Here is a 23,111-nt window from a genome sequence, read left to right on the forward strand (position 1 = left end):
GGCTTCATTTCAAGGTCAAGGGCAGGCCCGCTGCCATCAGGGTGACGCGGGGGCACAGCTGGGCCACCCGCTGGTTCAGGGTGCCCAGGGCATCGACAAAGGCGCGCACCTCGCGCCCCAGCGGTATGACTCCCAGGCCGATTTCGTTGCCCACCAGAACCACAGGGCCCGGGGATTGCCGAACTGCTTCCAGAAACATGGCTGCCTGCGCTTTCCAGCCATGCGCCAGAGCCTGTTTCTGTTCAAAGTCCATGGTTTCCGCACCCATGGGCATGGTCCAGTGGGTCAGCCACAGCGTAAGGCAGTCCACCACCACCAGGGTGTGCGCCGTGCCGAGGCGCGCCACGGCAGCGGCCAGATCGTGCGGCTCTTCCACGGTCTGCAGGCCGGGCACACGCAGGGCGCGGTCGCGCTGGTGGCGGGCGATGCGCTCGCGCATCTCGTCGTCCCAGGCCTGCCCCGTGGCGATGAGCACGGCGCGGTGCGCGCCCGATTGCGCCAGCCAGTCGCGCGCCAGCAGCTCGGCACGGCGCGACTTGCCGCTTTTCTGGCCACCGAGGATGAGTTCGGTGGTGATGGGCGATGGCGACACGGTCATGCAGGCACTCCGCCCAGCAGATGGGCCGCCGCCTCGGGGCTGGAGGGAAACCACGCATGGAAGTAGCTCGCGTGCAGGCTGTCCTGCCGGTACAGCGCCTCGCCAGCCGCCGGCGCAGGCGCTTCGCCGGGCCGGACCGTGCGAGCCACCACTGGCGCGCTGCTGTCGCTGGTCGAATAGTGGAAGGTATGGCCGCGCAGCGTGTGCGCCGCCACGTCCACCTGCTGCGGCCCCAGCGCGGCCAGCCGCTTGTGCAGATTGACATGGCCAGGCAGCAGCCCCCACAGCGGTGCCGTGCTGCCGTCGGTCAGCGTGATCGATTCCATCAGCGCCATCATGCCGCCGCACTCGGCCCACAGGGCTTTGCCGGCTGCCACATGCGCGCGCAGGCTGGCCTGCATGCCGGTGTTGGCCGCGATCTGCGCGGTGTGCAGCTCGGGGTAGCCACCGGGCAGCCACACGGCATCGCAGGCGGGCAAGGCGGTGTCGCGCAGGGGCGAAAAGAACACCACGCGCGCGCCCATCTGCTCAAGCAGCTGGATATTCGCGTCGTAGATGAAGCAGAACGCTGCATCCCGCCCCACGGCCACCGTGCGCCCAGCGAGCAAGGCGGGCACGGCCGGCAAGTGCACGGGCGCGGGGAAATCCACCGCCCAGCGTTGCAACTCCTGGGCGGTCATCTGCCCCAGCGGCGTGGCCTCCAGCGCATCGGCGGCGGCATCGAGGCGCTGCTGGCTGTCGGACAGCTCGTGCGCCGCCACCAGGCCCAGGTGCCGCTCGGGCAGCAAGGCCCCTGCAGACCGGGCAGCGCCCGCATCGGCGCTGGCAGTCACCCGCATCAGCGCACCCAGCCAGTCTTCGGGTGCCCGCAGGCCGGACCGCAGCATGTCGGCGTGGCGCGCGCTGCCCACCCGGTTGGCCAGCACGCCCGCCCAGGGCAGGCCTGGGCGATAGTGCTGCAGGCCAAACGCCAGTGCACCAAAGGTGCCGGCCATGGCGGAGGCGTCCACCACCGCCAGCACCGGCACGCCGAAGCGCTCAGCCAGGTCGGCGGCGCTGGGATCGCCGTCGAACAGGCCCATCACGCCCTCGATGAGGAGAAGGTCGGCCTCCTGCGCCGCTGCGTGCAGGCGCTGGGTGCAGTCAGCCGCGCCGGTCATCCACAGGTCGAGCTGGTGCACCGGCGCACCGCTGGCGAGCTGGTGCCAGTGCGGGTCGAGAAAATCCGGCCCGCACTTGAAGACGCGCACTTTCAGGCCCTTGCGCGTGTACAGCCGCGCCAGGGCGGCAGTTACCGTGGTCTTGCCCTGGCCCGAGGCGGGGGCGGCGATCAGGAGCGCGGGGCAACGGGCAAAGGCAGACATGGCAACCTGCACTTACTGAGGCGCCCACTTCACGCCGACATACAGCGTGCGGCCGGGCGTGGCGTAGGTGCGGGCCAACTGGTAGTCCTTGTCGGCCAGGTTGTCGACGCGGGCCAGCAGGGTGTAGTCGCGGGCGATGCGGGTGCTGGCGTAGAGGTTGACCAGGGCGTAGCCGCCCAGCACCTGGGTGTTGGCCACGGTGTCAAAACGCTGCCCGGAGGCTTGCACCTCGGCGCCCAGCGTCCAGTCGGCGATGCGCGTATCGGCGCCCACGGTGGCATGGCGCTTGGCGCGGCGGGCCAGCTGCTTGCCGCTGCCCAGGTCGCGTGGATTCTGCAGGTCGAGCGAGCCATGCAGTTGCACACCCGACAGCTGGTACGACCCGGCAAACGTCACTCCCTCGTACTGCGCGCGGGCGGTGTTGGCATAGCAACCGAAAGCCGATGCACAAGTGCCTGCACCGACAAACGAGATCAGGTTGGAGACCCGGTTGCGGTAAGCCACCACCGAGAAGCTGCTGCGGTCTTGCGCATAGCGCAGGCCCAGCTCGGCGTTGCGGCTGCTTTCAGGCTGCAGCGTGGCCACGCCGTATTCGCTGAAGCGGTGGTACAAGGTGGGCACCCGGAAAGCCGTGCCCACGGATGCCGTGGCGCGCCAGTGCGGAGCGAAGGCATAGCCGTAGGACGCACTGCCGGTGTCCTTGCCGCCGAACTCGCTGTCGGAGTCATGGCGAACATTGAGCTGCAGGGTATGGCGACCGGCGTTGTAGCCATAGCCCAGCGCCAGCGCATCCTGCGACCGGCTGCTGTCGATGGGAGCGTTCTGCAACGCGTCCTCACGGCGCTCCAGGGCGGCGCTGAAGCGATGGGCTCCCCAGCGGAAATCGTTCTGCCAGAGATAGCCGCGCAGCTTTGTCTCGGTGAGGTAAGGCGATGGCGTGGTTTCGTAGCGGCTGGCCGAATCGGTGACCGACACGCGCATGCTGTAGGCATCCGACCATTGCGCCGCCCAGGTGAGGCCTGCCGTGCGCAAGCGGCTCAGGTTGCGGTCATCGACGGGCCGGGCCGCTTTGTAGGACACATTGTCATAACCCGAGTTCAGGCGGCTGGCCAGCAGCGTGGCGTCCAGGCGGTGCCGCGCGTCGATGCGAAAACCCAGCCGGGCGTTGCCCGAGGTGCTGCGGTAGTTGTCGCGGTCGGGGTTGTGGGAACCGCTGACCTTGGCGTCAAAGCCATCACTGATTTCGCGCGCAATGCCCAGCGAGTAATCGAACGCCCCCTCTTGTCCGGCCGCGCCGCTCACACCGGCCTCGATCTTGCGGGTGCCCTGGCTGCCCACGCCCACGCCCACGTAGGGCCTGGCGGGTCCTTCGCCCCGGCGGGTGAAAAGCTGGATCACGCCGCCAATGGCGTCGGAACCATACACCGCAGCGGCAGGGCCGCGCAGCACTTCGATGCGGTCGATCTGCGACAGCGGAATCTGTTCCCACTGCGCACCACCCGTGGATTGAGAATCAATGCGCACGCCGTCGATATAGACCGCCGTGAAGCGCGATTCGGCTCCCCGCAGAAAAACGTTGCTGGCATTGCCCACGCCGCCATTGCGCGAAATCTCGATGCCCGGCAGGCGCGCCAGCACGTCGGCCAGGCCCGTGGCACCGCTGGCTTCAATGGTTTCACGGTCCACGATCGACACGTCGGCCACCAGATCGGCCAGGGGCTGCTCGGTGCGCGTGGCGGTCACCACCGTGTCTTGCAGCGAAGGCATGCGTGCGTTTTGCGCCACCAGTACGGGCGCTGCGAGCGGCTGCGCCTGCACCGCATGGGCGGACACGCAAGACAGGACCGCCAGCACACAGGGGCGCAGGCACAGCGGCGCAACACGGCGCGCACGAGGGGTACGGATTTTCATAGGAATCATCGTCAACAAACTACCCGAGCCGGCTTCCCCGCCAGCATGTGGGAGACAAGGCCTTGCACGCCTCCAAAGGCGCGCGAAACCACCGTGTTGGCCGGTATCCGGGCTGGCGGAACGCCCTCCAATGCCTTCCCAGGTGCTTGTTCAAGGCGCCCAGTGGCTTGTGAATGGAGAGGGAATCAAGTGATTCGTCCGCTGACCGTTGCGGGGGCAGCGCAGGCTGGGCACACCATGGCTGGTGCAACCTCCCTGCTTCCCGTTGAACTGCGGTATGTGAACCACACCGCGAGCACCAACGGCGTGATTTTAAGGGCATTCCAGGTGCACCCCTCTACAATTGCGGGCTGTATGGAAGCTCCCTCCACCATCGACCAGATCGCCGACCGCGTTGAACGCCTGCTCTTGCGCCACGCGGAACTTCAACGCACCAATGCCCTGCTGGCAAGCCAAGTGTCGGTCCTCACGCAGGAGCGCGACTCCCTCAAATCGCGCCTGAGCGCCGCCCGCGCCCGGGTGGATGCATTGCTCGAACGCCTGCCCCCATCTCCCCCTCCCAAGGACGCCGAATGAAGCAAATCGAGGTGCAGATACTGCAGCAAAGTTATCTGCTGTCCTGCCCCGAGGGGCACGAGTCGCGATTGCTGGAAGCGGTGGAGCGCGTGGACACCGCCATGACGCGCATCCGCGATGCCGGCAAGGTGCGGGCACGCGAACGCATTGCCGTGCTGGCGGCGCTGAACCTGGCATTTGATATCGCCGACCGGGAAGCTGCCGACCTGGCGGCTGCGCACATTCATCCAGCCGCCCTGCCCCACCCCAGCGAACCCGCCAGCCAGCCCTTCAACGCAAGCGCGGATGCCCTGCGGCTGCAGGCACTCGTGCAGCGCCTGGATGGCGCCCTGGGCGAAGACGGGCGCCTGCTCTGAGGAACGGGCGTGCAGCGCGCCCTCTGTTGCCACCTTGGCATCGGGCAGTACCTGCAGTCCGAGCGGTCAACGCCTACAATAGAGGCGTCTGCGGTGCTGCCGGGCTTTATATTTCCTTGAACCAATGCTCACTGAGCACGGGCTTGGTACATCGCCCGGTGAGCGTGATCATCTCGCGTCAGATGAACCCAACGCCTGGCTGCCCTCGCCCACCTGAACCCCCGGTTCAGGATGCCGGTCCGGTGGCACTTGCAGACACCCTCTTTGCTCTCCCGTCGGCGCAGGCACCCCCTGCGCAGATGCGGCACATTCAGTACCCCCGGACTTCTTGGCATGATGCTCGAACCCCTTCTGGTTGTTGAACTCGCAATCCTCGGTCTGGGCACCGGCTTTCTGGCAGGCCTGCTCGGCATTGGCGGCGGCATGCTGCTGGTGCCTTTCATGACCTACATCCTGGGTCACCAGCAAGTGACCCCCGACCTGGCGGTCAAGATGGCCATTGCCACCTCCATGGCCACCATCATGTTCACCTCCGTTTCCAGCGTTCGCGCACACCACAAGCGAGGTGCCGTGCGCTGGGACATCGTGCGAAGGCTGGCACCAGGCATCGTGATCGGCGGGCTGGTGGCGAGCCTGGGCGTTTTTGCGTTGCTCAAGGGGGCGTTTCTTGCGATCTTCTTTGGGCTTTTCGTGAGCTTCTCGGCCTTTCAGATGTTTCGGAACAAGAAGCCTGCGCCGTCCCGGCAGATGCCGGGAACCGGCGGACAACTGGCGGCCGGGGGGGTGATTGGTTTTCTGTCTGGCCTGGTGGGCGCAGGCGGTGGTTTTGTCAGCGTGCCGTTCATGACATGGTGCAACGTGGCCATTCACAACGCCGTTGCCACCAGCGCCGCGCTGGGTTTTCCCATTGCCCTGGCGAATGTGGTGGGGTATGCGGTGGGCGGTCAGTCTGTGGCAGGCCTGCCATCTGGCTCGCTGGGCTACATCTGGTTGCCTGCACTGGCCGTCATTGCCACCTGCAGTGTGCTGACCGCACCCTTGGGTGCGCGGGCGGCGCACCAGCTGCCGGTGAAACAACTCAAACGTGTTTTTGCCAGCCTGCTGCTGATGCTGGCGGCCTACATGCTCTGGAAGGGTGTGGCGGCTTTCTGAGACGACGCCCCTCCGATACCAACAAGGTCAGCGAGCCACCCACCGCTGGCACCACCGGTGAACCCCGATTATTCGACCGGTGCAAACTGCGCCAGCCCGTGGCTGGAGTTGAACAGCAATTGACGGAACTCGGCGCCTGGCAAGCCCGGTGAGCACAGGAATCCCTGAAAGTGCCCGCACTGCAGCTGCTGCAGCATGGCACGTTGTCCAACGGTTTCCACGCCCTCGGCCACCACTTCGATATGCAGCGCATGCCCCATGCTGACGATGGCGCTGACAATGGCGCGGTCGCCGTCATCCTCCGGCAGTCCCCGCACGAAGGATTGGTCGATCTTGAGCTTGTCGATGGGCAGCTTCTTCAGATAGGCCAGGCTGGAGTAGCCCGTGCCGAAATCGTCAATGGCCAGGACCACACCCAGCGCGGCCAGTGAGAACAATCGCAGTTCCATTTCCTGCGCGTCCTGCAGCAGGATGGTTTCGGTCAGTTCCAGCTCCAGCAAGGTCGGCGGCAACTGGTGCACAGCCAGCAGGCGCGTCAGGCGCTCGACGAAACCGGCCTGGCGAAACTCCAGCGCAGACACATTGACGGACACCACAATGGGCATGCCCTCGTGCATCCACTGCGCCGCCTCCCGCACGGCCTGCTCCATGACCCACGCCCCCAGCGTCACGATATAGCCCGACTCCTCCGCCAACGGCACGAACTGCGCGGGAGATACCACGCCAAACTCGGGGTCGGTCCATCGGATGAGTGCTTCCGCGCCGACGATCCGGCCGGTAGCGAGGTTCACCTGGGGCTGATAGTGCACGGCCATCCGCTGCTCGCCCAGCGCCTGGCGCATGGCGTGCTCCAGCTTCATGCGCGACAGCAGGTTGGCGTTCATCTGCGGTTGGTAGAAGCCATAGCTGCCACGCCCCCGCTCCTTGACGCGGTACATGGCCGTATCGGCCTGCTTGATGAGTTCGTCCAGGGTGGTGCCGTCCTGCGGATACAGCGCCATGCCAATGCTGCACTGGATGGAAAAGCCCATGCCATCCAGCAAGAAGGGGCTCAGCATGCCCTCCAGCATCCGGCGCACCACGCTTTCGGCCACGACAGCGTCGGCGCCATGCAGGTAAATCACGAACTCATCGCCACCAAGCCGGCACAGCATGTCCGTCTGCCGCAGGCAAGCCTGCAGACGCTCGGCGACCAGTTGCAATACGCGATCACCGAAGTGATGGCCGAGCGAGTCATTGATGATCTTGAACCGGTCCAGGTCCAGGAAAAGGATGGCAAAGCCCGTATCGCTGGCGCGAGCGCCCTGGATAGCGGTTTCCACCCTCTGCGAAAGAAGCAGCCGATTGGGCAAACCGGTCAGGACATCGCTGTACGCCAGTTCCTCGATGCGTTTTTTGGCCGCGTGCTGCTGCGTCAGGTCTCGCATGAAACCAATGCTCTGCATCAGCCGGCCATCGTCATCGCGCAAGGCAACCCACGACAGATGCACGGCACAGTAAGCACCATTGTCACGGGGCAGCCAGAGCTCACCCTCCCAGAAACCATCGCTTTCCCAACCCGCCTGCACCTGCTCCATGAAGGAGGCATCCGAACCACTGCCGAACAGGGACGCTGCCATGCAACCCTCCAAAGCGGCTGCGCAAGGGCCCAGCAGTCGCTCGCAACCCCGGTTCATGCGCATCAGATGATGCCTGCTGTCTGCAATGAAAATGGCATCCAGGCTGGCATCGAAAACCCGCGCCGCCAGGCGCAAGCTGGCCTGCGCTTCGGCCTGCCGGGTGATATCCCGAAAGGAATACACGCGCCCCACGGGGTGGCCCTGGTGAAGCTGCGGAACAACGCGACGCTCCACCGTCATGCCGCCGTACAACTGGAAGATGTCGGTGCTCTCCAGCAGCGGATCGCGCTCAATGGCACTCAGACGTTCCTGGTAGTGCTTGCGATCCACCACCCGGGAGGCCAGGTGCTCATGCACCGCCGTGTCATTGCGCTGCAACAGCAGTTCGCGGGGGATGCTCCAGATGTGCGCCAGCCGCTGGTTGAAGGCGCGCACGCCTCCGTCAAGCCCACACACCAGCATGCCATCGGCTGCGGAATCCAGGGTGGAACGCAATTCCGACAGCAGGGTCTCCAGTTCCTGCTGGGCAGCCTCCTGGGCACTGCGGTCCAGCATCGTCAGCATCAAAACCGCTGGAGCGCCGTCGTGCTGTACACAGGTCACACGCCGATCGACCGGAACCAGCACACCATCGGCCCGCCATACGCTGGTGTGGGAGTGAATGCCTTTCGCAAGAGTGGCCAATGGCTCGGACCAGAATGCACAGTCCTGGGGTGTTGCCGCCAGGCTTGTCACCGCCTTGCCGACCATGTCCTCCCCGGACATGCCCACCAGTCGCTCTGCCGCCTTGTTCGATTGGACGATGCTCAAGCTGCCGCCATCCACGAGCCACACCGCTTCCTGCAGGCCATCCAGCCAAGACTGCGGTGGTAGCGGGTTCATGCGTGCACCTCGTCAGGACCAGGATCTACAGCGCGCTCAAAGAAATAGCAGATCCGCTGGCGCGGAGACAGATAGTCGAGCGCATCGCGCGGCAACTGCGCAGGCTTCAGGTTGCGCCGTATAGCCAGCGAGGGCATGGCCTCAAGGTCCAGCACGGGGGCTTCGTCCTTGGGCACCCGGGCATCATGAACGATGACCTTGGGCCTCAGCGGTCTGGTCGAATTGACCGACACGACGACGCCGTAACGGTCGTTGAATGCGTGATGCATCCAGCCCACGCCGGGCTGGACATACATGCCGATGCGAAGCTGGCCGGTCTCAATAAAAAGGAAAGAATTCACGGAGTTTCACGGCATGCATGGAGAAACATGGCGACATGCGCACCACCCTTGGTTACAAGGATTATCGCCGCCACCCAGGCCATTGCGCACCGCAATCCCAACAATGAAGTTCTGGCGTGACACCACCCGCCAGAGTGACCCCAAGGTACTTCCCACTGAAATTATCGGCACCAGAGAGAGGGTTTGTAAACCAGATCCATCCACAATGCCCATCCCGCCACCCCGACCAGCAGCGCACCCGCCAGCCGGGTGCCCCAACTGGCTCGCACCGCGTTGATGCGTGAACGCAGCCGCCCCCACAGCCAGGGTCCACCCACCAGCCACAATCCACTCCCCACGCCAAAAAACACCATGGTGACAGCGCCCTGCAACACGCTACCGCTGAGCGCTGCCACCAGCAGGGCCGAATAAAGCAATCCGCATGGCATGAGTGCCCAAAGCCCGCCCGCCACCAGCAGTCCACCCGGCGCACGGACAAAGGGTTGCACGCGGCGCCAGGCCGTGCGCCCGGCCTGCTCTACCCACGCAGGCTGTCGCGCCTGCACCATCATCATCAAACCCCAGGCCATGACCGCCACATGCATCAGGGTCCATACCGGACTCAAGGCCATGGTTTGCTGGGTCACCCATGCCAGACTGTCCATGGCCAGCGCTGCCAGGGCGCCCGCCCCGGCATAGCCCGCCAGACGCCCGAAGTGAAACGCGAACAGCCGGCGAGAGGTTCCACCTTTGGGAAACCACTGAACCGGCTGAGAGACGGGGCTGCCCGCTTGCGAGCACACCGCCTCCTGGCCGATGATCGCACTGCAAGGCGCGGAGCACATGGCCAAGCAATGGGGCCCGCCAGCGAGCCCCATGAGCAAAGCCGTTACGGCAAGGGGTGCAAGCATGAAGACCGGGGCACAGCTCGAATGATGGGTATCAGATGATGCGCGAAAACCGGGCCCGATTGCGGTCAGCCTGCAAATAGCGGTCAAACACCATGGCGATGCCGCGCACAAAGAACCAGCCCATGGGCGTTACCTTGACGCCCTCGGCAGTCAACGCAACGAGCCCCTGCTCGGCCATTGACTCCAACTGCTCCAGTTCCGGCGCGAAATACCTCCGAAAATCAATGAGCCAAGCTTGATCCATGGGCTCAAACAAGACCTCCCCCTGGCACATCAGCGCCATGATGACGGCCCTGCGCACCAGGTCATCACGATTCAGCGCCAACCCTCGCACCACGGGCAACCGCCCCTGATCCAGATGGTCGTAGTACTCCTCCAGCGACTTGGCGTTCTGGCTGTAGGTCGCGCCCACCCGGCCGATCGCGGATACGCCCAGGCCGATGAGATCGCAGTCGGGCTGGGTGCTGTAGCCCTGAAAATTGCGGTGCAGGCGCCCCTGCCGCTTGGCGACCGCCAACGCATCCGTAGGCAAGGCAAAGTGGTCCATGCCTACATAGACGTAACCGGCATCAATAAAGGCGTCCAGCGAACGCGAAAGCATGGTCACCTTGGCTGATGCAGCGGGCAATTCTGTCGAGATGATGCGCCGCTGCGGCTTGAAACGATCGGGCAAATGGGCGTAGGCATACAAAGCGATTCGGTCGGGGCGCAATTGGGCCACCTGTGCCAGCGTGCGATCAAACGACTCGGGGGTCTGGCGCGGCAGCCCGTAAATCAAATCCACATTGACCGACTCAAAGCCCAGCGCACGAGACGCTTCCACCAGCGCAAACACCTGCTCTGCGGGCTGAATGCGGTGCACCGCCTTCTGAACCTCGGCATCAAAATCCTGCACACCGAAGCTCAATCGATTGAAGCCCAGTTCCGCCAGCACCGCCAGCCGATCCGAAGTGACCGTGCGAGGATCCACCTCGATGGAATACTCACCACCCGGCGCAAAGGTGAAACTGCGCCGCAGCGTTGCCATGAGCTGGCGCAGTCCGTCATCCGAAAGGAAGGTCGGCGTGCCGCCCCCGAGGTGCAACTGGCTGACCACCTGTCCGGTGCCGCAGTGGGCCGTGTGCAGATCAATCTCGCGGCTGAGGTAGCGCAAATACACGTCGGCACGGTCATGGTGCTTGGTGATGATCTTGTTGCAGGCACAGTAGTAGCACAACGATTCGCAAAACGGAATGTGGACATACAGCGACAGAGGCAGTGCCATGGCCGTAGCGCCAAGCCGGCGCTGTGACAGCGCCAAGACATAGTCCTCTTGCCCAAAAGCCTCCACAAACCGGTCAGCCGTGGGGTAGGAGGTATAGCGCGGTCCTGGTATGTCAAAACGGCGCAGAAGTTCTGGGGTAACAGAGGTCATGGGAAAATATCCTTGCGTGCATTGATACTGTGCCGTACCCTTTGATCCACGTCCTTGACTTTAATCAAGAAGACGAATGGGCACAGGAGGGACAATTTGATTCAAGTCAGCCACCACGCGTGCACTGCGGGACAATGGAGTCCCAGCAGATACAAGCCAATTACCCTGACCTGTCCAGGTCCCAGTGCCCATGAACCCGCAATCCATCAAAGTCGCCTGCTCCAACTGTAACCTGCGAGAACTGTGCATGCCCGTAGGCCTGAACGAGCAGCAGTTGCAACGCATTGACGATATCGTGGCAGTGCGGCGAAAAATCAAGCGGGGAGGTACTCTCTTTCGCAATGGAGAGTCGTTTACTTCTCTCTATGCCATTCGCACCGGGTTTTTCAAGACCTGCGTCGCTACCGAAGATGGGCGCGACCAGGTCACAGGCTTTCAGATGGCGGGTGAAATCATTGGACTCGATGGCATCGTCAACGACCATCACACCTGTGACGCAGTCGCCCTCGAAGATGCCGAAGTGTGTGTCATGCCCTTTGATCGCATCGAAGAACTATCGCGCGAAGTCACGGCGCTGCAACACCACGTTCACAAGATCATGAGCCGGGAAATCGTTCGTGAACACGGCGTGATGCTTTTGCTGGGCAGCATGCGCGCAGAAGAGCGCCTGGCTGCGTTCCTGCTCAACCTGGTGCAACGCCTGCATGCCCGTGGGTTCTCGCAGTCCGAACTGGTATTGCGAATGACACGGGAAGAGATCGGCAGCTACCTTGGACTCAAGCTGGAGACGGTCAGCCGCACGTTCTCGAAGTTTGTGGAAGATGGCACGGTGGAAGTCAAACAACGCCATGTCCGCATTCTGGACACCGATGCACTCAAGCGCATTGTCAACAACCAGCAGGCTTGTCACTGATCGCTGTTCAGGTATTTAACCGTCACGGGCATGACGATGCCTTGCGACAATCGCCCGGTCGAGCATCCGGAGGCACGGGGCAGCGGTTGAGTTCAAAGGGGGACATGGAGAGCAGCGTCGTCAGCGCGCTGGCAGCCATGGTAATGGTCCAGAACGCAAAGAACGCAAGGGTATAGACCCCCTGGCGAGACAGTGTCAATGGTTGACCGAACCAATGAAGATCCTGTGGATCCACCATGGCGAAAACCAGCATTTCCAGGATCCCGGCCACCAGAAAAGCGGGCCAGGCAATCCACATCAGGCGTTGTGTCCACATCGTGTGTTTCCTTGGGGTTGCGGAGGGCGTGTGCATGCGACCAGTTGGACTCTGGTTCAGCGAGGCTGATCTACGGCAGGTGTTGCCGCATGGTTGCGGCCCTTGAGCGCAGGGGCCAAGCTTTTCTCTGGCTGTGCCAGCGTCTGGTTGATCTCCATCCCCTTGCGGTAATAGTCCTCCTCGACGACGGGGTCCGGCCGACTCATGGCAAGCCACAACGTAATGAAGCCGGCAATCACCACAATGACCGGTCCGGCAATCACCAGCCAGACATGCCCAAACTTCCACCATGGCCGGGGTTCGGGAGTAATAACGGGGCTGGTTGGCATGAAAACTCCTCAGGTATCAGCATACAGACCACAAGACGCCATGCAGCGCCCAGCGTGACCTTCATTCAATTGACTCAGCGTGGCACCAGGAATATGGATTTCTCACTCACCTTGCCGCTGCTTTCCAGTGCAGATATGTCGAAATGAATCGCATGGGAACCAGGGGCCGCAGATCCATACGGGATCTGCAGCCGCACCGCTACCCAACGGGATTCTGCGGCACCAATGTCAACCTCCTGCTCTGACGCCACTTCCATGCCATCCAGCCCGCTCGCAGTAATGCGGTAGCGCTGCGCAGCCTCTGTGGCATTCATGATCTGCAGTCGATAGACATTTTCAAGCTTGCCTCCCGCAACAATGCGGGACAAGGCGGCACGGTCACGCACGATGTCCACCTTCAGGGGGGTACGCGTGGTCAGGCTCGCCAGCATGCCCACGCACAAAGCCACCAGAACCGCGGTGTAGATGAGCACGCGAGGACGCAAGACATGTCGCCAGATTTGCGACTGAGTCCAGCGATGCAGAACACCATTCTGGGTTGAATACCGTATCAACCCTCTGGGGTAATGCATCTTGTCCATCACGGTATTGCAGGCATCCACGCAAAGACCGCAGCCAATGCATTCATATTGCAAACCCTTGCGGATGTCGATGCCCACGGGACACACCTGTACACACAAGGTGCAGTCGATGCATTCGCCCAGACCCTTGGCCTTGTAGTCCACCGTCTTGACCCTGGGCCCGCGCGGCTCGCCGCGGGCTTCGTCATAGGTCACGATGAGGGTATCGCGATCGAACATTGCGCTCTGGAAACGCGCATAGGGGCACATGTATTTGCAAACCTGCTCCCGAAGGAAGCCGGCGTTGCCATAAGTGGCCAAGCTGTAGAAAAACACCCAGAAAATCTGCCAGGTACCAGCAAAAGCCAACAACTCGGGACCCAGCTCCCGAATCGGCACGAAATACCCGACAAAAGTGAAACCCGTCCAGAGGGAAACAGCAACCCAGACCGTCTGCTTCAGAAACTTCTTGCGAATCTTCTCAAAGGTCCAGGGACCGGCATCCAATCGCAGACGTGCACTGCGGTCGCCTTCGATCTTGTGCTCTATCCACATGAACATCTCGGTATAGACCGTCTGTGGACAGGCAAAACCACACCACAGACGACCCGCAACCGCAGTGAACAGAAACAGCGAGAGCGCTGAAATAATCAGCAACCCCGTGAGATAGATGAAATCCTGTGGGTACAGAACCAGCCCAAAAATATAGAACCGACGGGCACCAAGGTCAAACAGCACCATTTGGCGCTGGCCCCACTCCAGCCAGGGCAACCCATAGAAAACGAGCTGCGTGAGAAACACCATGACCCAACGCCAACGCGCAAAGAACCCACTGATCGATCGTGGGTAAACTTTTTTCTGGGCCTCGTAAAGGGAGACAAGTTCACCCTCCACCGACGGCTCGGGTGTGGCCGCCGCGATGGGAATGACCTTGCGCGGCGCCTTGTCGGATGATTTCATGGTGCGGACTATGGAAGCGGATAACTAGCACTTCAAAGCAGCCCCAGTCGGAACTGGAGCCACTCCGAGTTCATCGGGCTGCGGCAGGCTTGTTGGACAAGCCCCACACATACGATGCCAGCACCCCGATTTGTGCCTCGGTCAGCTTGTCAGCCTGTGCGGGCATCTCGTTCACCTTGCCATTGTTGATCATGGCAGTGATGGCCGCTTCGCCCCATCCATGCAACCAGATATCGTCCGTGAGGTTGGGGGCGCCCAAAGCCTGGTTACCCTTGCCGTCGTTGCCGTGGCAGGCAGCGCACGCCACGAACTTGGTCTTGCCCAGCGATGCCCGCAACGAATCATGCGGGCTGCCGGACAGGCTCAGCACATAGTGCGACAGATTGCGCACGTCTTCCGGTGAACCCACTGCGGCAGCCATGGGGGGCATATTGCCGATGCGCCCCTTCTCCAGCGTTTCACGGATCTTTTCGGGGGTGCCACCATGCAGCCAGTCAGCATCTGCCAGGTTGGGAAATCCCTTGCTGCCGCGGGCATCGGAACCATGGCACTGGGCGCAGTTGTTCATGAACAAGCGCTCGCCGATGGCATGGGCCTGCGGATCCACGGCCACGTCTTCAGGCTTCATGGAGGCAAAACGCGCATACAGCGGCTCGATTTCCGTCTTGGCCTTGGCCATTTCAGCCTCGTATTCACCCTTTTGCGTCCAGTTCAGCTTGCCCGTAAAGGTGCCAAGACCGGGATAGGCAGCCAGATAGCCCAGGCCGAAGACGATGGTGATGACGAACAGCCACACCCACCAGCGCGGCAGGGGGTTGTTCATTTCGACCAGGTCCTCGTCCCAAACGTGGCCAGTGGTGTTTTCGGCCGTGGCCATAACCTTCTTGCGGCCCGCCATCCAAAGCAGAATGCCGCAGGCAATGATGCCGACCAAGGTCAGCGTGGTCACAAAGACCGACCAGAAATTGCTGGTGAAGTCACTCATGGGGTGTTCTCGTTCTGGTGAAGGTCAATCTTGCTCGAAGGGCAGCCGGGCTGCCTCATCAAACCGGGACTTGTTGCGGCCCCTGTAGGCCCAGACCCAGATGCCAATAAAACAGGCCATCGATGCCAATGTGGCGACGATGCGCATGGTCGTGATGTCCATGGCGAATCTCCTTCACTTGAGCGCGCGGCCCATGACTTGCAGATAAGCCACCAAGGCATCGATTTCGGTCTTGCCCTTCACGTCGGCGGCAGACGCTGCGATCTGCTCGTCGGTGTAAGGCACGCCCACGGTCCGCAAGGCCTTCATGCGCGGCGCCACATCGGCTGGATCAATGGCATTTTTCTCCAGCCATGGGTACGCAGGCATGTTGGATTCGGGCACCACGTCACGCGGATTGTTCAGGTGAATGCGATGCCATTCGTCGCTGTACTTGCCACCCACGCGATGCAGATCGGGGCCCGTGCGCTTGCTACCCCACTGGAATGGATGGTCGTACACGAACTCACCGGCCACGGAGTAATGGCCATAACGCAGGGTTTCGGCGCGAAACGGACGGATCATCTGCGAGTGGCAGTTGTAGCAACCCTCGCGGATGTATACATCACGCCCCATCAGTTGCAGTGCCGAGTAGGGCTGCACGCCGGTCACCGCCTCGGTGGTGGATTTCTGGAAGAACAGGGGAACGATTTCCACCAGGCCGCCAATCGCGATCACCAGCAGGATCAGCACGATCATCAGGAAATTGCTGGTTTCCACCTTCTCGTGGGAGAAGCCGCCAGAAGCATTTTGGTTGTTATCAGACATGAATGGGCTCCTTCGGGCTCAGGCGTGCGCAGCGTTCACGGCGGGAATGGCCACCTTGACAGAGCGACCAGAAATAGCGGTCGCCCACACATTCCAGGCCATGACGGTCATGCCGCCCAGGTACAGCAGGCCACCGGCGACGCGGATGACATAGAACGGATAGGTGGCCTTCACGCTTTCAACGAAGGTGTAGGTCAGGGTGCCGTCCGGGTTGATGGCGCGCCACATCAGGCCCTGCATCACGCCGGCAATCCACATGGCGGCGATGTACAGCACGATGCCGATGGTGGCCATCCAGAAGTGCAGCTCGATCGCCCTGATGGAATGCATCTTTTCCCGGCCGAACAGACGGGGAACCATGTAGTAGAGCGAGCCCATGGTGATCAGGCCCACCCAGCCCAGCGCGCCGGAATGCACATGGCCCACGGTCCAGTCGGTGTAGTGGCTCAGGGCATTGACGGTCTTGATGGACATCATCGGGCCTTCGAACGTGGACATGCCGTAGAACGACAGCGACACGATCAGGAAACGCAGGATGGGGTCGTCACGCAGCTTGTGCCAGGCACCCGACAGGGTCATGATGCCGTTGATCATGCCGCCCCAGCTGGGGGCCAGCAGAATCAGCGAGAACACCATGCCCACCGACTGCGTCCAGTCGGGCAGCGCGGTGTAGTGCAGGTGGTGTGGGCCGGCCCACATGTACGTGAAGATCAGTGCCCAGAAGTGCACGATGGACAGGCGGTAGCTGTACACCGGACGGCCCGCCTGCTTGGGAATGAAGTAATACATCATGCCCAGGAAGCCCGTGGTCAGGAAAAAGCCCACGGCATTGTGGCCGTACCACCATTGCACCATGGCGTCCTGCACGCCCGCGTAGGCCGAGTAGCTCTTCATGAAGCCAGCGGGAATGGCCGCGCTGTTGACGATGTGCAGCAAGGCCACGGCCAGGATGAAGGCGCCGAAGAACCAGTTGGCCACATAGATGTGCTTGACCTTGCGCGTGCCGACCGTGCCAAAGAACACGATGGCATAGGACACCCAGGTCACCGCAATCAGGATGTCAATCGGCCATTCCAGCTCGGCATATTCCTTGCCCTGGGTGTAGCCCAGTGGCAAGCTGATCGCCGCCGCCACAATCACCAGTTGCCAGGCCCAGAACGTGAACGCCGCCAAGCCTGGCGCGAACAGCCGCGCCTGACAGGTGCGCTGCACCACGTAATAGCTGGTGGCAAACAGCCCGCAACCACCAAACGCAAAGATCACTGCGTTGGTGTGCAGCGGACGCAAGCGCCCGTAACTCAGCCAGGGAATACCGAAATTGAGTTCTGGCCACGCCAGCTGTGCGGCGATGAATACGCCTACCAGCATACCAACCACCCCCCATACCACGGCCATGATAGAAAACTGACGCACAACCGTGTCGCTGTAGTGCGCAGTCATTGTTTTTGGAGAATCCATCGGGCACCTCGTTTTAATGCAGGAATAGTTTTATTTAAGTAGGGTTATTCGACATTGACGCATGTCAATCATTGCGAAGAATGCGCTCACCCTCTTGCTCCACGCTCTCGAACTGGCCCTGGTAGATCGCCCACCACAGGCCTGCAAGGATCATCAGCACCAAAATGACCGACAAAGGGATCAGCAAATACAGGATGTCCATCAGGCCAGGTCCAGAGAAGATGGGGAAGCAGAGGTCATGCGGACGGTGGCTTTCGCCTGTTCAGGCAGGTTCAGGGCCGACATCTCCACACCGGGCAAGGCGCGCGACAAACGGGCGGCATTCAGCACCACCAGCAGCGAGCTGAGCGCCATGCCAAGCCCAGCCAGCCAGGCAGGCATCCAGCCAACCAGCGCCAGGGGAACACACAGCGCGTTGTAGCCCACAGCCCACCCTAGATTTTGCCTCACCACACGCAAGGTTTGGCGCGCCAGCAGCACAGTTTGCGGCACCAGCGACAAACTGCCGCCCAGCACCACGAAATCAGCGCGCGCCTGGGCCAGCGGCACCGAGCGGCCAAAGGCAAACGACACATTCGCCCCCGCCAGAACCGGGCCATCGTTGAGGCCATCGCCCACCATGGCCACCTGGCGCCCCTGTGCCTGCAGATCCTGCAAGGCAGCCAGCTTGTCCTGGGGACTGCATTCGCCCTTTGCCTGGGAGATGCCCGCCTGCGCGGCCACCCGCTGTACCGCGCCGAGCCGGTCGCCCGACAAAATCTGCACCGCAACGCCCACCTGCTGCAAGGCATGCACCACGTCAGCCGCCTCGGACCGCACATCTTCGATCACGTCGAAACGTGCCAGCTCTGCGAACTGGCCATCGCTCCCCTGCTCCGAGAGCACCACCTGCAGCGCTTCCCCGCCATCCTGCGCAGCCACGCCGGCATGCCGGGCAGAACCCAGCCGCAACCAACGCGGGGGCACGGTGCCCCATGCGTCATGTATTTCGGCCGCCAACCCCAGGCCTGCATCCTCGCGCAGATTCACCGCACTCCAGCGCGCGCTGGACCCAGAAGCCGCGGACACGATGGCGCGGGATGCCGGATGCATGGATTGCCGCGCCAGCGTGGCCGCCAGCGCCAGCACATCGTCACGCTCCAGGCCCGGTGCGCAGCGGACTGCCTGCACGGCCATGCCGTCCCGGGTGAGTGTGCCGGTCTTGTCGAACACCAGGGTGTCCACGCTGGCCAGCGCTTCCAGCCCTTGCAGGTTGCGCACCAGCACGCCATGGCGGGCCAGCGTGCCAGCCGATGTCAGCATGGCCACCGGTGTGGCCAGCGACAGGGCGCAGGGGCAGGTAACGATGAGCACCGCCACGGCCACCATCAGCGCATGGCCGGGGTCTGACGGCCACCACCAGGCCACCGCCAGAACGGCCGCCAGCAAAACCGCCAGCAGGAAGGGCCGTGCGATGCGGTCTGCCAGTTGCGCAAGCCGGGGTTTTTGCAGCGAGGCGCTTTCCATCAGGGCCAGAATCTGGGCAAACCGGGTCTGCCCGCCAACGCCCTCCACCCGCACCTCCACCGGGGCCTGCAGGTTGTAGCTGCCCGCCGTCACCTGACTGCCCAAGGGCCGCGCCACGGGCGTGGATTCACCGGTGAGCAAGGCTTCATCGGACTGTGTGCTGCCGCTTGTGATGCAGCCGTCGGCAGGAAAGGCCTCGCCGGGCAGCACGCGAATGGTGTCCCCCACGGCCAGCCGGCGCGTGACCACGCGTGCAAAAACGCCATCGGCACCGCGCCGCTCCACGCTGTCGGGCAGGCGGTTCATGACGGCTTCGAGTGCACCGGCCGTGCGGTCCCGCAGGCGCAGCTCCAGCCATCGGCCGGTCAGCAGGAAAAAGACGAACATGGTCAGCGAGTCGAAATAGACCTCGCGGCCAAAGATTCCTGCGGGGTCAAACGTACCTGCCGTGCTCACCACGAAAGTGATGGCCATGCCCAAGGCCACCGGCAGGTCCATGCTGACGCGGCGCAGGCGGATGTCGCGCAGCGCACTGGTAAAAAAGGGGCCGCAGGCAAAGAACACCACGGGCAGCGTCAGCACCCACGAGGCCCAGCGCAGCAGCTGCTCCATCTCGCCCGTCAGATCCCCCGGCTGCGCCACGTAGGCGGGCCACGCATACATCATGACCTGCATCATGCAAAAACCCGCCACCAGCCAGCGCCACAGCGCACGCCGGTTTTCGCGCTGGCGCTGCGCGCGCGCATGGGAATCCATCGCCGGCAAGGCGCGGTAGCCCGCCTTCTGCACCGCGGCCATCCACTGCGAAGGAAGGACCCGGCTCGCCCGCCACACCACGCGCGCACGGTGCGTAGCGGCACTCACATCCACCTGCTCCACACCCGGAACGGACCGCAATGCATCTTCGATGGTGAGGGCGCAGGCCGCACAGTGCATGCCCTCCAGCACCACATTCGACTCCCACACGGCATCGGGCGAAACCTCGGCGAGCGCCCCGGGCACGGACTGCCTGGCCACCGCATCCTGCGTCCCGCTGCCCGCAGGCCGACGCAACCGCCCGAAGGCCGCCCACTCCTGCGGGTCGTCCAGCAGCACATGGGGCGCCATATCTGGCAAAGTAGAGGAGTTCGTGGACATGGCGCGAGCCTATCGGCTAAGCATGACACTTACATTGACGTGGATCAAGCCGAAAAACATGATCCTCTCTAAGCTCTCACAATCCCTACTACGAGGAGTCAAGCATGTACAAACGCATTCTGGTGGCCACTGATGGGTCCGCACTTTCCGACAAGGCGGTGGAGGCCGGCCTGTCGCTGGCCGCCCTGGTGGGCGCCACGGTTGTAGCACTGAAGGTGGTCCCACGTTACCCGCGCAGCTATTTTGAAGGTGGCATGCCGGTGGACATGGTTGACGTGAAGCGCATCGAGCAGCAGTGGGGCGACGCCGCCCAGGCGCTGGTGGACAAGGTGAAGGCCCAGGGCAACGCTGAAGGCGTCACGGTCAAGGCCGTAGTAGCCAAGTCCGATCTGGTGGCCGAAGCCGTCATCTCGGCCGCCAAAAAGCACAAGTGCGACCTGATCGTGATGGCCTCACACGGCCGCAAGGGCATCAAGCGCCTGCTGCTGGGCAGCGAAACCCAGCATGTGCTCACGCACTCGCACATTCCGGTGCTGGTGCTGCGTTAAGGAAAATTGGCCTCTGGCGCTTGACCGACAAGCGCCAGGGATACGAAAACAGAAGCAGAACGGGGCCGCAAGGGCCCCGTTCCTGATGTCCGGACCGCTGGGCGTTCAGGCAAACAAGCCCTTGTACTGTTCGCGCAGCAAATTCTTTTGCACCTTGCCCATGGTGTTGCGGGGCAGCTCGGGCACCACAAAACACTTCTTGGGAATCTTGAAGTTGGCGAGCTGTGACTTGAGCGCAGCCACAATGGCCTCAGGATGGAGTGGCGCGCCGGGCTTGGCGATCACCACGGCCACGCCGACCTCGCCGAAGTCGGGGTGGGGCACGCCCACCAGCGCGCTCTCGGCCACGCCGGGCATCTCATTGATAAAGCCCTCGATCTCTGCGGGGTACACGTTGTAGCCGCCGCTGATGATGAGGTCCTTGCTGCGGCCCACGATGCTCACGTAGTCGCGCTCGTCCACCTTGCCCACATCGCCGGTCTTGAACCATCCGTCGGCGGTGAACTCCTCGGCTGTTTTCTCGGGCATGCGCCAGTAGCCCTTGAACACGTTGGGGCCCTTGACCTGGATGTTGCCGATCTCGCCCACGGGCAGCGGCTTGTTGGCATCGTCCACCACGCGCAGGCCCACCCCGGGCAGCGGGAAGCCCACCGTGGCACCACGGCGCTCGCTCTGGCCCTTGTGGCGTGCATCGGCCGCATAGGGGTTGGAGGTGAGCATGATGGTCTCGCTCATGCCGTAGCGCTCCAGAATGGTGTGGCCGGTGCGCTGCTGCCATTCGGTGAAGGTTTCGATCAGCAATGGGGCCGAGCCTGCGATGAACAGGCGCATGTTCTTGGCAGCCTCCTTGGTCAGGCCCGGCTCGGCCAGCAGGCGCACATAGAGCGTGGGCACGCCCATGAACACGGTGGCACGGGGCATGGCGGCCAGCACGGCCTTGGGGTCGAACTTGGCCATCCAGATCATCTTGCTGCCGTTGATCAACGCGCCGTGAATGGCCACGAACAGGCCATGCACGTGGAAGATGGGCAGCGCGTGGATCAGCACGTCACCAGTTTTCCAACCCCAGTAGTCCTTGAGCATCTGCGCATTCGACAGCAGGTTGCCGTGCGTCAGCATGGCGCCCTTGCTGCGGCCCGTGGTGCCGCTGGTATAGAGGATGGCGGCAAGGTCGTCCGCATTGCGCGCCACGGGGACATGCTCGTCCTTGTGGTGTGCTGCCCGCTCCAGCAGGCTGCCGGTGCGGTCATCGCCCAGCGTGAACACATGCTGCGTGCCCGCCTTGAAGGCGATCTTGGACACCCAGCCAAAGTTGCCCGGTGTGCAGACCACCACGGCGGGTTCGGCATTGCCCACGAAGTATTCAATCTCGCCGCTCTGGTAGGCCGTGTTGAGCGGAAGGAACACATAGCCTGCGCGCAGCGTGGCAAGGTACAGCAGCATGGCTTCGACCGACTTTTCCACCTGCACCGCCACACGGCTGCCCTCGGGCAGCTTGAGCGACGCCAGCAGATTGGCGATGCGCGCGCTGGCATGGTCGAGGTCACGCCAGGTGTAGTGCAGCGGCTCGCCCTGGGGCGAGGTGGTTTCGACGGCGATCTGGTCCAGATCCCGAGGGAAAGCAGCGCGCAGGGCGCAAAACAGATTGGAGTTGCTGTTCGTTTTTTTCATGGCAAATCAGAAAACAGGAGGACGTTTGGCCAGGAAGGCGGCAATGCCTTCACGGTGCTCGGCACTGTTGGCATAGGCATAGGGGTCGGGCGTGCCATGCACTATCATTTCAATAGCAACAGGCAATTTTCCATCGGTCGCCATAGGCACTTTGAGTGCCCGAAAAGTCTGCTTGTTCAGACGTGCTGCGCCAGGCGCCAGCGCGGCCACCCGGCAGGCCGTGCCCAGCGCATCGGCGGCCAGCAGGCCGGGTTCGGTTACGCGGCTCAGAAATCCGCGCGCCAGCATCTCGGTCGCAGAAAAAGTGGCGGCCTCCAGCAGCATCTGGCGTGCGGTGACGTTGCCCACCGCGTCCGCCACCAGCTGCGCTTCGCGCGGCGCCATGGGGAAACCCAGCCGGGCAATGGGCGCACCAAAACGCGCGCTGCTGCCGGCAATGCGGATATCGCAGCAGCTGGCAATCTCCACGCCCGCGCCCATGCAGGCGCCGGCAATGTGCGCCACGATGGGCACATCGCACTGGAGCATGGCCTGCAGGCCGCCCCAGACATCGTTTTCGTGGAAGTCGCGCAGCGCGGCGGCATCGAAGCGGAAGGCCGGGTACTCGGAAATGTCGCCGCCAGCACAAAAGGCACCGTCGGCACCCTCTATGAGTACGCAGCGCGCTTCCGGATTGCGCTGGATGCCCTCAAAAACAGAGCGCAACTGGCGCCACATGGCACGCGACATTGCGTTGAGCCGGCCAGTGTGGCGCAGCGTGACATGCACCACGCCACGCTCGCCGACATCCATCACCACTTCACCCGACATATTGTTGA

At 62.9% G+C, this 23,111-nt stretch carries 22 protein-coding genes, 1 other RNA gene, 1 pseudogene and 1 riboswitch; of the genes and pseudogenes, 6 read left to right on the forward strand and 18 right to left on the reverse strand.

From position 1 onward, the window contains the following. Positions 1-4: 4 nt before the first annotated feature. Genes AC1Q5S_RS06645 through AC1Q5S_RS06655 form a run of 3 tightly spaced genes read right to left on the reverse strand, consistent with a single transcriptional unit; the run spans position 5 to position 3,873 of the window. The gene (locus AC1Q5S_RS06645) at positions 5-598 is read right to left on the reverse strand and encodes a bifunctional adenosylcobinamide kinase/adenosylcobinamide-phosphate guanylyltransferase (RefSeq protein ID WP_303833903.1); all 594 of its coding nucleotides are present in this window, start codon (positions 596-598) and stop codon (positions 5-7) included. Next, positions 595-1,962 (reverse strand): cobyrinic acid a,c-diamide synthase CobB, encoded by a 1,368-nt coding sequence (locus AC1Q5S_RS06650; RefSeq protein ID WP_303833905.1) that lies wholly within the window; start codon positions 1,960-1,962, stop codon positions 595-597. The genes AC1Q5S_RS06645 and AC1Q5S_RS06650 overlap by 4 nt, the downstream gene beginning before the upstream one ends. Positions 1,963-1,974: 12 nt before the next feature. Further along, entirely contained in the window at positions 1,975-3,873 is a 1,899-nt protein-coding gene (locus AC1Q5S_RS06655; RefSeq protein ID WP_303833907.1) for a TonB-dependent receptor domain-containing protein, read from the reverse strand. An 81-nt stretch (positions 3,874-3,954) separates the two neighbouring features. Next, positions 3,955-4,191, reverse strand: a riboswitch (cobalamin riboswitch). Between the two features lie 36 nt (positions 4,192-4,227). Between AC1Q5S_RS06655 and AC1Q5S_RS06660 the strand changes: the two genes are divergently transcribed. The 4 genes from AC1Q5S_RS06660 to AC1Q5S_RS06675 all read left to right on the forward strand — a co-directional run bounded on the left by AC1Q5S_RS06660 (position 4,228) and on the right by AC1Q5S_RS06675 (position 5,957). After that, the gene (locus AC1Q5S_RS06660; protein WP_303833909.1) at positions 4,228-4,449 is read left to right on the forward strand and encodes a DUF904 domain-containing protein; all 222 of its coding nucleotides are present in this window, start codon (positions 4,228-4,230) and stop codon (positions 4,447-4,449) included. Then, positions 4,446-4,805, forward strand: a complete 360-nt coding sequence (locus tag AC1Q5S_RS06665; RefSeq protein ID WP_303833911.1) for a cell division protein ZapA — start codon at positions 4,446-4,448, stop codon at positions 4,803-4,805. Before AC1Q5S_RS06660 ends, AC1Q5S_RS06665 begins: the two co-directional genes overlap by 4 nt. Positions 4,806-4,887: 82 nt before the next feature. Continuing rightward, positions 4,888-5,067: non-coding RNA, 6S RNA (ssrS, locus tag AC1Q5S_RS06670), on the forward strand. 74 nt (positions 5,068-5,141) lie between these two features. Further along, the gene (locus tag AC1Q5S_RS06675) at positions 5,142-5,957 is read left to right on the forward strand and encodes a sulfite exporter TauE/SafE family protein (RefSeq protein ID WP_492238571.1); all 816 of its coding nucleotides are present in this window, start codon (positions 5,142-5,144) and stop codon (positions 5,955-5,957) included. Between the two features lie 68 nt (positions 5,958-6,025). Here AC1Q5S_RS06675 and AC1Q5S_RS06680 read toward each other — a convergent pair whose 3' ends face one another. The 4 genes and pseudogenes from AC1Q5S_RS06680 to hemN form a co-directional block, all read right to left on the reverse strand. Beyond that, a complete protein-coding gene (locus AC1Q5S_RS06680) occupies positions 6,026-8,458 on the reverse strand; it encodes a putative bifunctional diguanylate cyclase/phosphodiesterase (protein WP_492238563.1) in 2,433 nt (810 codons plus the stop codon). Then, positions 8,455-8,712, reverse strand: a pseudogene (locus tag AC1Q5S_RS06685) (phosphohydrolase); the annotation flags it as partial. The gene AC1Q5S_RS06680 and the pseudogene AC1Q5S_RS06685, both read right to left, overlap by 4 nt. A gap of 248 nt (positions 8,713-8,960) precedes the next feature. Further along, positions 8,961-9,689, reverse strand: coding sequence for a sulfite exporter TauE/SafE family protein (locus AC1Q5S_RS06690; RefSeq protein WP_492238564.1), 729 nt, complete (start codon positions 9,687-9,689; stop codon positions 8,961-8,963). A gap of 31 nt (positions 9,690-9,720) precedes the next feature. Further along, a complete protein-coding gene (gene hemN / locus AC1Q5S_RS06695) occupies positions 9,721-11,103 on the reverse strand; it encodes an oxygen-independent coproporphyrinogen III oxidase (protein ID WP_303833917.1) in 1,383 nt (460 codons plus the stop codon). 190 nt (positions 11,104-11,293) lie between these two features. Between hemN and fnr the strand changes: the two genes are divergently transcribed. Continuing rightward, entirely contained in the window at positions 11,294-12,016 is a 723-nt protein-coding gene (gene fnr, locus AC1Q5S_RS06700) for a fumarate/nitrate reduction transcriptional regulator Fnr (RefSeq protein ID WP_492238565.1), read from the forward strand. Between the two features lie 22 nt (positions 12,017-12,038). Here fnr and AC1Q5S_RS06705 read toward each other — a convergent pair whose 3' ends face one another. From AC1Q5S_RS06705 to AC1Q5S_RS06745, 9 genes are all read right to left on the reverse strand, one after another. Further along, a complete protein-coding gene (locus tag AC1Q5S_RS06705) occupies positions 12,039-12,332 on the reverse strand; it encodes a hypothetical protein (RefSeq protein WP_303833919.1) in 294 nt (97 codons plus the stop codon). Positions 12,333-12,388: 56 nt separating this feature from the next. Next, positions 12,389-12,661 (reverse strand): FixH family protein, encoded by a 273-nt coding sequence (locus AC1Q5S_RS06710; RefSeq protein WP_303833921.1) that lies wholly within the window; start codon positions 12,659-12,661, stop codon positions 12,389-12,391. A 74-nt stretch (positions 12,662-12,735) separates the two neighbouring features. After that, on the reverse strand, positions 12,736-14,181 hold the full coding sequence (gene ccoG, locus AC1Q5S_RS06715; RefSeq protein ID WP_422202755.1) for a cytochrome c oxidase accessory protein CcoG: 1,446 nt from the start codon (positions 14,179-14,181) through the stop codon (positions 12,736-12,738). A 70-nt stretch (positions 14,182-14,251) separates the two neighbouring features. Further along, positions 14,252-15,166: a cytochrome-c oxidase, cbb3-type subunit III gene (ccoP, locus tag AC1Q5S_RS06720; RefSeq protein WP_303833925.1), complete on the reverse strand. Its 915-nt coding sequence runs from the start codon at positions 15,164-15,166 to the stop codon at positions 14,252-14,254. A gap of 24 nt (positions 15,167-15,190) precedes the next feature. Further along, positions 15,191-15,328 carry a cbb3-type cytochrome oxidase subunit 3 gene (locus tag AC1Q5S_RS06725; RefSeq protein WP_026435691.1) on the reverse strand — a complete coding sequence of 46 codons (138 nt, stop codon included), beginning with the start codon at positions 15,326-15,328 and terminating at the stop codon, positions 15,191-15,193. A 12-nt stretch (positions 15,329-15,340) separates the two neighbouring features. Further along, positions 15,341-15,973, reverse strand: a complete 633-nt coding sequence (gene ccoO / locus AC1Q5S_RS06730; protein ID WP_303833930.1) for a cytochrome-c oxidase, cbb3-type subunit II — start codon at positions 15,971-15,973, stop codon at positions 15,341-15,343. 18 nt (positions 15,974-15,991) lie between these two features. After that, complete coding sequence (gene ccoN, locus AC1Q5S_RS06735) at positions 15,992-17,431, reverse strand: cytochrome-c oxidase, cbb3-type subunit I (RefSeq protein WP_422202756.1); 1,440 nt, start codon at positions 17,429-17,431, stop codon at positions 15,992-15,994. Positions 17,432-17,495: 64 nt separating this feature from the next. Further along, a complete protein-coding gene (gene ccoS, locus AC1Q5S_RS06740) occupies positions 17,496-17,633 on the reverse strand; it encodes a cbb3-type cytochrome oxidase assembly protein CcoS (RefSeq protein WP_303833934.1) in 138 nt (45 codons plus the stop codon). Then, on the reverse strand, positions 17,633-20,074 hold the full coding sequence (locus AC1Q5S_RS06745; RefSeq protein ID WP_422202757.1) for a heavy metal translocating P-type ATPase: 2,442 nt from the start codon (positions 20,072-20,074) through the stop codon (positions 17,633-17,635). The genes ccoS and AC1Q5S_RS06745 overlap by 1 nt, the downstream gene beginning before the upstream one ends. 104 nt (positions 20,075-20,178) lie before the next feature. On the opposite strand from AC1Q5S_RS06745, the gene AC1Q5S_RS06750 reads away from it, so the two are divergent. Next, positions 20,179-20,622 (forward strand): universal stress protein, encoded by a 444-nt coding sequence (locus AC1Q5S_RS06750; RefSeq protein WP_422202758.1) that lies wholly within the window; start codon positions 20,179-20,181, stop codon positions 20,620-20,622. A 105-nt stretch (positions 20,623-20,727) separates the two neighbouring features. On the opposite strand, the gene AC1Q5S_RS06755 is transcribed toward AC1Q5S_RS06750, so the two are convergent. Next, entirely contained in the window at positions 20,728-22,293 is a 1,566-nt protein-coding gene (locus tag AC1Q5S_RS06755; protein WP_422202759.1) for a malonate--CoA ligase, read from the reverse strand. Positions 22,294-22,299: 6 nt separating this feature from the next. Further along, positions 22,300-23,103, reverse strand: coding sequence for an enoyl-CoA hydratase/isomerase family protein (locus AC1Q5S_RS06760; RefSeq protein WP_422202760.1), 804 nt, complete (start codon positions 23,101-23,103; stop codon positions 22,300-22,302). Positions 23,104-23,111: the final 8 nt, after the last annotated feature.

This window comes from Acidovorax sp. GW835-FHT14B10 (assembly GCF_058793725.1).